This window comes from Blastococcus sp. SYSU DS0828 (assembly GCF_054050975.1).
Map to the genome: position 1 here is coordinate 46808 of NZ_JBJHAK010000027.1, position 9449 is coordinate 56256.

At 74.7% G+C, this 9449-nt stretch carries 9 protein-coding genes; 3 read left to right on the top strand and 6 right to left on the bottom strand.

Features of this window, described 5'->3' with window-relative positions:
* Nucleotides 1-56: 56 nt before the first annotated feature.
* Genes ACI79Q_RS18090 through ACI79Q_RS18100 form a run of 3 tightly spaced genes read right to left on the bottom strand, consistent with a single transcriptional unit; the run spans nucleotide 57 to nucleotide 3069 of the window.
* Nucleotides 57-1028, bottom strand: a complete 972-nt coding sequence (locus ACI79Q_RS18090) for a zinc-binding dehydrogenase (protein ID WP_456615132.1) — start codon at nucleotides 1026-1028, stop codon at nucleotides 57-59.
* 11 nt (nucleotides 1029-1039) lie between these two features.
* On the bottom strand, nucleotides 1040-1876 hold the full coding sequence (locus ACI79Q_RS18095) for a citryl-CoA lyase (protein WP_456589763.1): 837 nt from the start codon (nucleotides 1874-1876) through the stop codon (nucleotides 1040-1042).
* On the bottom strand, nucleotides 1873-3069 hold the full coding sequence (locus tag ACI79Q_RS18100; RefSeq protein WP_456589764.1) for a CaiB/BaiF CoA transferase family protein: 1197 nt from the start codon (nucleotides 3067-3069) through the stop codon (nucleotides 1873-1875). Before ACI79Q_RS18100 ends, ACI79Q_RS18095 begins: the two co-directional genes overlap by 4 nt.
* Before the next feature lie 232 nt (nucleotides 3070-3301).
* Between ACI79Q_RS18100 and ACI79Q_RS18105 the strand changes: the two genes are divergently transcribed.
* The 3 genes from ACI79Q_RS18105 to pdxY all read left to right on the top strand — a co-directional run bounded on the left by ACI79Q_RS18105 (nucleotide 3302) and on the right by pdxY (nucleotide 6655).
* Entirely contained in the window at nucleotides 3302-4816 is a 1515-nt protein-coding gene (locus tag ACI79Q_RS18105) for an amidohydrolase family protein (protein WP_456589765.1), read from the top strand.
* Between the two features lie 118 nt (nucleotides 4817-4934).
* On the top strand, nucleotides 4935-5759 hold the full coding sequence (locus ACI79Q_RS18110; RefSeq protein ID WP_456589766.1) for an IclR family transcriptional regulator domain-containing protein: 825 nt from the start codon (nucleotides 4935-4937) through the stop codon (nucleotides 5757-5759).
* Nucleotides 5760-5803: 44 nt separating this feature from the next.
* The gene (pdxY, locus tag ACI79Q_RS18115; protein WP_456589767.1) at nucleotides 5804-6655 is read left to right on the top strand and encodes a pyridoxal kinase PdxY; all 852 of its coding nucleotides are present in this window, start codon (nucleotides 5804-5806) and stop codon (nucleotides 6653-6655) included.
* A gap of 36 nt (nucleotides 6656-6691) precedes the next feature.
* On the opposite strand, the gene ACI79Q_RS18120 is transcribed toward pdxY, so the two are convergent.
* From ACI79Q_RS18120 to ACI79Q_RS18130, 3 genes are all read right to left on the bottom strand, one after another.
* Entirely contained in the window at nucleotides 6692-6868 is a 177-nt protein-coding gene (locus ACI79Q_RS18120; RefSeq protein WP_456589768.1) for a hypothetical protein, read from the bottom strand.
* Between the two features lie 47 nt (nucleotides 6869-6915).
* Nucleotides 6916-7737, bottom strand: a complete 822-nt coding sequence (locus tag ACI79Q_RS18125; protein ID WP_456615133.1) for a hypothetical protein — start codon at nucleotides 7735-7737, stop codon at nucleotides 6916-6918.
* Between the two features lie 93 nt (nucleotides 7738-7830).
* Nucleotides 7831-9255: an NADP-dependent succinic semialdehyde dehydrogenase gene (locus ACI79Q_RS18130; protein WP_456615134.1), complete on the bottom strand. Its 1425-nt coding sequence runs from the start codon at nucleotides 9253-9255 to the stop codon at nucleotides 7831-7833.
* Nucleotides 9256-9449: the final 194 nt, after the last annotated feature.

Below are 9449 nucleotides of genomic sequence, written 5' to 3' on the forward strand. Positions count from 1 at the left end.
CCGGGGCACCGGCCGCGCAACCTCGACCCCCGCGGCTCCCGCGGGGGCATGCTCGTTCAGGGCGTCAGCACGAGCCGGACGCCGGGGTCGCCGGTCGCCTGCCGCTGCCACGCGGCGGCGACGTCCGCGAGCGGCACCTGCTCGTGGGCGACGGACAGCCGGCCCGCCGCCGCCTCCCGGGCGATGGCGGTGACCGCCTCCGCACGCTCGGCCGGGGTCAGCGCGTTGTTCGTGTAGCCGAGCACGGACGCCGACTTCCCCCGCAGCACCGCCGAGGAGAACTCCGCGGTGTCCCCGGAGGCGCCACCCAGGTTCACCAGCCGCCCGCCGGCGGAGAGCGCCCGGGAGGCCGCGGTGGCCGCCGGACCGAAGACGGGGTCGACGACGAGGTCCAGCCGCCCACCGGCCGCGTCGGCGAACCGGGCGGCGAGCGTGTCGACGTCGGCATCGAGGGCCACCACCGCGTCGGCGCCGGCGGCGAGCGCCCGCTCGCGGGCCGCCGCGGACCGGGCCGCCGCCACCACCCGCCCGGCACCGAGCAGCCGGGCCGCGCCGACCGCCGCCTGCCCGACGGCCCCGCCGGCGCCGAGCACGAGCACGTGCTCGCCCGGGCGCAGGTCCCCGCGCCAGGTGAGCGACATCCAGGCGGCCACGGCGGAGAGCCCCAGCGCGGCCAGCGCGGCGTCCGGGACGTCGGCGTCCACCGGAACCAGGTCGCCGGCCGCCACGGCGCAGCGCTCCGCGAGGCTGCCGTCGCCGGGCGCCATGCCCGCGGCGGTGCTGAACCAGACCCGGGTGCCGGGGACGGCGCCGGGCCCGTCCTCGACCACGCCCATGCCCTGCACCCCGGGCACGTAGGGCACCGCGGGCCGCCCGAAGTAGGAGGTGCCCGACGCGCAGAGCAGGTCGAGCGGGACCAGGGGCGCCGCGGTCACGCGGACCACGGTGCTGTCGGCCCCGGGCACCGGGTCGGGGTGCTCGCGCAGCTGCGGGGCCTCCCCCGGGGCGTGCAGGACGGCGGCGCGCACGGCCGGCCCCCTCAGGCCCGCGGCCCGGCGCCGGGCAGCGGCGCGGGGACGAACGGGTCGGGGTCGACCGGCCGGTTGTTGAGGTCGACCGAGAGGAAGACGTCGTTGGCCACCGGGTGCCGGAGCTCCTCGGCGAGCTGCCCGATCAGCCCGGCGGTGCGGGCCAGGAGCGCGAACCCGCGCAGCAGCTCCATCGGCAGCCCCAGGTCGGCCAGGGCCGCGCCGCAGACGCCGGCGCCGTTGAGCGGGAGCCGCTTGCCGAGCACCTGCTCGTGGGTGCGGCCGATGGCGGCGAACAGGGAGAGGTGCGGGCCGACGAGCCCTTCCTCGGCCGCGATCTCGAACAGCCGCGGGGTGCGCGGATCGCCCTGCTTGTGCACGTGGTGCCCCAGCCCGGGGACGAACCGGCCGGCCGCGCGCTGCGCGGTCACGGTCTCCAGGGCGAGCGCGTCCCAGCCGGCGTCGTCGGTGGGCAGGTCGCCGTCCACGGCGGTGAGGACGCCGTGCAGGAAGCGGCCGCAGTCCTCGGTGACGCCGAGGAACCGGGACCCGCCGCCGAGCAGCCCGGCGGCCAGGGCGCCCTGGATCGAGTCCGGTGCCGAGAGGTAGGTGAGCCGGGTGACGATCGCGGTGGGCGTGAACCCGTGATCGGCCAGCGCGGCGAGCACGGACTCGAACACGCGGGTCTCCCCCGGTGTGGGACGCCGCTGGGTGGCCAGCCAGAAGGCCAGCTCCCCGAAGCCCACGGTGCCCATGACGTCACGGGCCAGGTCGGTGCCCAGGAGGGTGATCGACTCGAGGCTGGAGGCGCCCAGCGCGGTCGGGTACGTGGGGCGCTCGTCGGTCACCGGGACTCCTCGGGCGCGGCCAGCCAGCGCCGGATCTCCGTGCCGTGCTCGTCCAGGCCCGGCGGGGGCAGCCGGTAGGCCGGCGGCGTCGCGGAGAAGGTGATCGGGTTGCGCACCGAGGGCACGGCGGCCGCGCCCTCGCCCACCCGGACGACCGGGTCGAGGCCGACCTCCTGGGCGAACGCCACCCCCTGGTCGATCGTGTTGATGGGTCCGCAGGGCACGCCCGCGCCGATGATGTCGCGGAACCACTCCTGCTTGCTCCGGGTGCGCAGCCGCTCGACCAGCAGCGGGCGCAGCTCGTCGCGGTTGGCGGTGCGGTCCTCGTTGCGGCTGAACCGGGGGTCGTCGGCGAGCTCCGGCACGCCGAGGACCTCCACCAGCCGGCGGAACTGGCCGTTGTTGCCGGCCGTGATGATCAGGTCGCCGTCGGCGCACGGCAGGGGCTCGTACGGGAACAGGCTCGGGTGGCTGTTGCCCATCCGGAAGGGCACCACGTTCCCGGCCACGTAGGCGCTCGTCTGGTTGACCAGGCCCGACAGCGCCGAGGAGAGCAGGTTGACCTCGATGTGCTGTCCCTCGCCGGTGGCGTGCCGGTGGTTGAGCGCCGACAGGACGCCGATCGTGGCGTGCAGGCCGGCCATGACGTCGAAGAGCGCGACCCCGGCCCGGTACGGCGAGCCGTCCGGGTCGCCGGTGAGGCTCATGAAGCCCGAGATCGCCTGGACGATGAGGTCGTAGCCCGGCAGCGACGCTCCCTCCGGGGCGCTGCCGAAGCCGCTGATCGAGGCGTAGAGCACGCCCGGGTTGGTCGCGGAGACCGTGTCGTAGTCCAGTCCGAAGCGCGCCAGGCCACCGGGCTTGAAGTTCTCCACCAGCACGTCGGCCCGGCGCGCGAGCTCCCGCGCGGCCTCGGCGTCCGCGGGGTCCTTGAGGTCGAGGGCGACCGAGCGCTTGTTGCGGTTCGCGCCCATGTAGTACGTCGACACGCCGTCCCGGACCGGCGGCTGCCAGGTGCGGGTGTCGTCGCCGTGCGGGCCCTCCACCTTGACCACCTCCGCGCCCAGGTCGGCCAGCAGCATGGTGGAGTACGGGCCGGCCAGGATGCGGGAGAAGTCCGCCACCAGCAGCCCGGCCAGGGGCCCCGCAGCCGGCGCCCCGGGGACCTCCGCGGCCGCAGTGTCAGCGCTCATCCGGGATGCACTCTCCTCGTCGCAGGCCTTGCCGGACACTCGTCCGCGTTCGACGCTCGCAGTCTCCGACGGCTCGCTGCGGGCTGTCAACCGGGGTCCAGCCGCTGCACGCCGAACTGCGCAGCCCGGTTGACAGCATCCGACGAGCGGGAGATGGTGACCCACGTCGCACAGGCCGTCCGTCTAGCGGACGCCGGTCCGGCGACGCGACGACGACGTCCAGGAGGAGACGATGACCCACTCCGAGCCCGCTCCGGCGGCCGGCCGGCCGGTGGTCCTGCGCGGCGGGACCGTCCTGACGATGGACGAGACCTGCACCGTCCTGCCCGAGGCGGACGTGCTGGTCGTGGACGACCGCATCGCCGCGGTCGGGCCGGCGCTCGAGGTACCCGAGGGGACGCAGGAGATCGACGCCCGGGGCGGCATCGTGATGCCGGGCATGATCGACACCCACCGGCACATGTGGCAGACCGCGATGCGCGGCTACGGCGCCGACTGGACGCTGACCCAGTACTTCGTCTGGTACTACCTCGAGCACGGGAAGAAGTTCCGCCCCCAGGACGTCGCGGCGGGCAACCGGCTCTCGGCGCTGGAGGCGCTCGAGGCCGGCGTCACCACGACCGTGGACTGGTCGCACGGCCTGCAGTCGGTCGACCACGCCGAGGCCGCCGTCGACGCGCTGCGCTCGGTGCCGGGCCGGTTCGTCCTGGCCTACGGCAACATCCAGGCCGCGCCGTGGGAGTGGACCGCCGACCCCGCCGTCCGGTCGTTCCTCACCCGGCAGCGCGACGCCGCCGACGACATGCTCGGCCTGCAGCTGGCCTTCGACGTGACCGGCGACCCCGCCTTTCCGGAGAAGGCCGCGTTCGAGGTGGCCCGGGAGCTCGGCCTCCCGGTGACGACGCACGCCGGCGTCTGGGGCGCCACCAACGACGACGGCATCCGGCTGATGCACGAGCACGGCTTCATGACGCCGGAGACGGTGTACGTGCACGCAGCCACCCTGACGCCGGACTCCTACCACCGCATCGCGGCCACCGGCGGTTCCATCTCGGTGTCCACGGAGTCGGAGCAGAGCGCCGGACAGGGCTACCCGCCCACCTGGCAGGTGCGCTCGCACGGCATCCCGGTGTCGCTGTCGATGGACACCAGCGTCTGGTGGAGCGGTGACCTGTTCTCGGCCATGCGCACCACGCTCGGCGCCGACCGCTCCCGCGAGCACTTCGAGGCCCACCTGAAGGGCGACACCGTCACCCACCTCCAGCTGCGTGCCCAGGACGTCGTCCAGTGGGCCACCCGGGGCGGCGCGCTGGCGCTGGGCCGCGACGACCTGGGCACCCTGGCGCCCGGGAAGAAGGCCGACGTCGTCCTGATCAAGAACGACGACTCCCCGGTCTCCTTCCCCCTGCTCAACCCGTTCGGCCACGTCGCCTTCCAGGCCCAGCGCGGTGACGTGCACACCGTGCTGGTCGACGGCCGGGTCGTGAAGCACGCCCACCGGCTGGTCGACGTCGACCTGGCCGCGGCGCGCCGGGAGATCGACGCGACCGTGGAGCACCTGCGCGGCGCCATGGGCGAGGAGGCGTGGGCCGGCGGCATGTACCCCGACCTGCCCGACACGCAGATGCTGGACAACCCGTACCAGTACACCGAGTACAAGTCCCACGGGACGCACGCCGCCCGGGAGCAGGCCTTCGAGGAGCACCTGGCCACCGAGCGTCCGGCCGGGGCGGTCACCGAGCACTGAGGAAGCGTGCCCGCGGGCACACCATCGCGCGCCGAGGTCGCGCGATCTCGCACACTGCTCCCATCCGGGAGCGAGGGGATCGCGCGATCTCGGCACGGCGGACGACGGAGGGAACGGGATGGCAGGGCGAGGCAGCGGGCCCGACTTCGTCGAGGCGCTCGCACGGGGTCTGGACGTGCTCGCCTGCTTCGACCGCGAGCACCCGACGATGACGCTGTCGGAGGTGGCAGCAGCCGCCGGGCTGGCCCGCCCCACCGCCCGGCGGCTGCTGCTGACGCTCGAGGAGCTGGGCTTCGTCCGGTCGTCGGCCGGCGGGTTCGCCCTCACCCCCAAGGTGCTGACCCTGGGGATGGCCTACGTCGGCGCCCTCGGCCTGTGGGACATCGCCCGCCCGCACCTGGAGGCGCTGGTCGCCCGCACCGGCGAGTCCTCGTCGATGGCCCAGCTCGACGGCTCCGACATCGTCTACGTCGCGCGGGTCGCGGTGCCCAAGCTGATCGCACTGCGGGTCGACATCGGCACGCGCTTCCCGGCCACCCAGACGTCGCAGGGCAAGGTGCTGCTCGCCGCCCTGCCGCCCGACCAGCTGGTCGACACCCTCGCCCAGCCCAGCCGGGCCGGGCTGCCGCCGATGATCGGCCGCTCGCCCGAGCAGCTGCGGGCGGAGCTCACCGAGGTGCGCGCCCGCGGCTGGGCGCTCGCCGACGAGGAGCTCGCCCCGGGGGTCCGCTCGGTGGCCGTGCCCGTCCGCGACGGCGACGGCGTCGTCCGTGCGGCCATGAACGTGACCGTGCACGCCGCCGAGACCTCCACCGAGCGGCTGGTCGGCGAGCACCTGCCGCAGTTGCTCCGCACCGCCGGGGACATCAGCGCCGAGTGGGCGCTGTGGCAGTCCCGCCCGCACGTGCAGCTGCCCCCGGGTCGGGCGGCCGGCGCCGGCTGAACGCCCGTGAAGATCAGCGGGTCCGATGTGCCAGGGTCTGTCCCGTGACCGCCGTCCTCTCCATCCAGTCGCACGTCACCTACGGCCACGTCGGGAACAGCTCCGCGGTCTTCCCGCTGCAGCGCCTGGGCATCGAGGTCTGGCCGGTGCACACCGTCCAGTTCTCCAACCACACCGGCTACGGCCAGTGGACGGGCCGGGTCTACGACGGCCAGTCGATCGAGGAACTGGTCCAGGGGGTCGCCGACCGCGGCGTGCTCGGCAGCTGCGACGCGGTGCTGTCGGGCTACCTCGGCTCCGCCGACATCGGGCACGCCGTCGTCGGCACGGTGGCGCGGGTGCGGGCGGCCAACCCGGCCGCCGTGTACTGCTGCGATCCGGTGATCGGCGACGTCGGTCGCGGTGTTTTCGTGCGCCCGGGCATCGAGGAGTTCATGCGCGAGGTCGCCGTCCCGGCCGCGGACCTGGTGACGCCGAACCACTACGAGCTGGACCTGCTCTCCGGCACCCCGACCCGCTCGCTGACCTCGGTCAAGGACGCGGTCGCGGCGGTGCACGCGCTCGGGCCGCGGGTCGTGCTCACCACGTCGCTCGTCGCCGAGGACACCCCCGAGGACGCCGTCGACCTGCTCGCCTCCGAGGGCGGCCGGCACTTCCGCGTGCGCACCCCGCGGCTGGGGGTGTCGGTGAACGGCGCCGGCGACGCGATCGCCGCCCTCTTCCTGGCCCACTGGCTCGACACCCGCTCGGCGGGTGAGGCGCTGGGGCGGGCGGCGGCGTCGGTGTTCGGTCTGCTCCAGCGCACCGAGGACGCCGGTTCACGGGAGATCCTGCTGGTCGCCGCGCAGGACGAGTTCGTGACGCCGTCGCGCAGCTTCGCCGTCGAAGAGGTCTGACCGGCGCCCCCCGGACGAACCCGGGGTCGCCGCGGGTCAGGTCTTGCTCTTCCCCTGGGCGCTGGAGTGCTCGTGCCGGTCGTCCTTGTGGGTGTGGTGCTCGATCTGCTTGCTGGCCCCGGTGGTGACACCGGCCGCGCTGGGCGCCACACCCTGCTTCTTGGCCTCGCGGACGGCGGCGCGCTGGGCGTCCTGGTCGTTGTTCTTAGCCATGGGTCGATGGCTACCCCGGCAGCGATCCCGGACACATGGAGCAGGGATCAGTGGCCGGCGAGCGTGGCCGCGATCCGGGTGATCGTGCCCTCCTCCACGGGCAGGTGCACCAGCACCGACGGCACCTCCTCGGCCTCCAGCCCGGTGTCGCCGAGCGCGGCCAGCAGGAGGTCGGCCTCCTCCGGCGGTACGGGCACCGTGCAGCCGGAAGCCTCGAGCGCCGCCCGGGCGAGGAACAGCGCACCGGCCAGGCTCTCGTCGGGTACCGGCACGGGCTCGGGGACGGCGGCCGACCGGGTGGCGGCCTCGGCCGCGCGGACCAGCGACAGCGGCAACCCCTCGGCCTCGACCTCGATCAGCGGGACGTCACGGAGCGCGGCGAGCACCAGGTGCTCGGCGTCGATGCGCAGCGGCGCGTCCCAGCCACCGGCCCGCACCACGTCGGCGACGTCGGCCGGGCCCTCCCCCAGGTCCTCGGCGAGCTCCGCCCACTCGGCCTGGCGGGTGGCGCGGGCCCGCTCCCCCGCCACCCGGCAGGTCTCCGCCACGAAGGGCAGCAGCACCTCGTCGTCGAACCGCTCGGCCACCAGCCGCCCGTCGGCGCCGATCATGTTGAGCGCGTCCTGGAAGCTGCCCGGCGCGGCGTCACCGAGGTCGACCCGGCCGTCCTCGTCATCCCCCAGCGGCTGCCCGGTGGCGGCCCGCTCGCCCACCGTCAGGCCGCTCGGGGCGACGCGGCCCGCGCGCCGCCGGTAGTGCGGGCGGTCGGAGAGGCCGACGGCCCAGGCGCAGCTCTCGGCGATGAGCGCGGCGCCGCGCTCGCGCAGCACCTCCCGGGTCAGCAGACCCATCCAGTCGACGTCGAACACGCCTCCACTGTGCCCCGGCACCTCCGTCGTCCGCCGTAGGACGAGGATCACCCGGTCGGTGGACGTCGCCGGCCGCGACGCCCACCGCGGGGCTCACTCGGCGGCGGCCCCGGCGGTGCTGCCCTTCGCCTGCTCGCTGCTCGGGCCACCGATCCACACCGTCTTGGCGTTCATGAACTCGTACATGCCCAGCTCGGTCAGCTCCCGTCCGTAGCCGCTCTGCTTGATCCCGCCGAAGGGCAGGTCGGGGTAGCTGGCGGTCATCCCGTTGATGAACGCCATGCCGGCGGCGATGTCGCGCACGAAGCGCGCCCGCTCGCCCTCGTCCTCGCTCCACAGGTTGGACCCGAGGCCGTAGACGTGGTCGTTGGCCAGCTCGATGGCCTCCTCCAGCGAGTCGACGGTGTACAGCGCGGCGACCGGCCCGAAGACCTCCTCGCTGTGCACCTTCATCTCGGGGGTGACGCCGGTGAGCAGCGTCGGCTCGTAGAACCACCCGGGGCGGTCCACCCGCTTGCCACCGACCACGACGGTGGCGCCCTTGCTGCGGGCGTCCTCGACGTACTCCTCGACGTCCTGCAGACCCGACTCGGTGGCCAGCGGGCCGATCTGGGTGTCGGCGTCCATCGGGTCCCCGACGGTGAGGGCGCCGATCTTCTCGGCGAACAGGCGGGTGAACTCCTCGGCGACGTCGCGGTGCACGAAGAACCGCTTCGCGGCAATGCAGCTCTGCCCGTTGTTCTGGTTGCGCGCGGTGGTGGCCACCTCGGCCGCGGTGTCCAGGTGGGCCGAGGGCATGACGATGAACGGGTCGGAACCGCCGAGCTCCAGCACCGTCTTCTTCAGGGCGTCGCCGGCGACGGCGGCGACGGACTGCCCGGCCGGTCCACTGCCGGTCAGCGTCGCGGCCACGACGCGGTCGTCGCGCAGCACGCGCTCGACCGACCCCGAGCCGATGAGCAGGGTCTGGAAGACGTCGTCGGGGAAGCCCGCCTTGCGGAACAGCTCCTCCATGTACAGGGCGGTCTGCGGCACGTTGCTGGCGTGCTTGAGCAGTCCGACGTTGCCGGCCATGAGCGCGGGGGCGGCGAACCGCATCGCCTGCCACAACGGGAAGTTCCAGGGCATGACCGCCAGCACCACGCCCAGCGGCTGGTGGACCACGTACGCCTGCTGCGCCCCCACGGCGCCGGCGTCCTTTGGTTCGGGCTCGAGCAGCGCGGGGCCCCGCTCGGCGTACCAGCGCAGCGCCGACGCGCACTTGGCGACCTCGGCCTTCGCCGACGCCAGCGTCTTGCCCATCTCGGTGGTCATGAGCTCCGCGACGCCGTCGGCATCGGCGTCCAGCACGTCGGCGGCGGCCGACAACCAGCCGGCCCGTTCCTGCGGCGTGGTCAGCCGGTAGCGCGCGAAGGCCCGAGCCGCCCGGTCGATGGCGCCCTCGAGCGCCTCGTCCGACAACGCCTCGAACGTCTTCAGTGTCTCGCCGGTGGCCGGGTTGATCGTGGCGATGGACATGGTGTTCTCCCTCCGGGGTGCGCCCGTCACCTGCCCGGGCGCACACGGACGAAACGGACCCCGGGTGATCCGGCGCCGGGGGGGGGGGGGGGGGGGGGGGGGGGGGGGGGGGGGGGGGGGGGGGGGGGGGGGGGGGGGGGGGGGGGGGGGGGGGGGGGGGGGGGGGGGGGGGGGGGGGGCGGGGGGGCGGGGGG

Coding starts and splice junctions, on each gene's coding strand:
- ACI79Q_RS18110 (WP_456589766.1), top strand. CDS start 4,935: ATGGCAGGGCGAGGCAGCGGGCCCGACTTCGTCGAGGCGCTCGCACGG.
- ACI79Q_RS18100 (WP_456589764.1), bottom strand. CDS start 3,069: ATGAGCGCTGACACTGCGGCCGCGGAGGTCCCCGGGGCGCCGGCTGCG.
- ACI79Q_RS18120 (WP_456589768.1), bottom strand. CDS start 6,868: ATGGCTAAGAACAACGACCAGGACGCCCAGCGCGCCGCCGTCCGCGAG.
- ACI79Q_RS18105 (WP_456589765.1), top strand. CDS start 3,302: ATGACCCACTCCGAGCCCGCTCCGGCGGCCGGCCGGCCGGTGGTCCTG.
- ACI79Q_RS18130 (WP_456615134.1), bottom strand. CDS start 9,255: ATGTCCATCGCCACGATCAACCCGGCCACCGGCGAGACACTGAAGACG.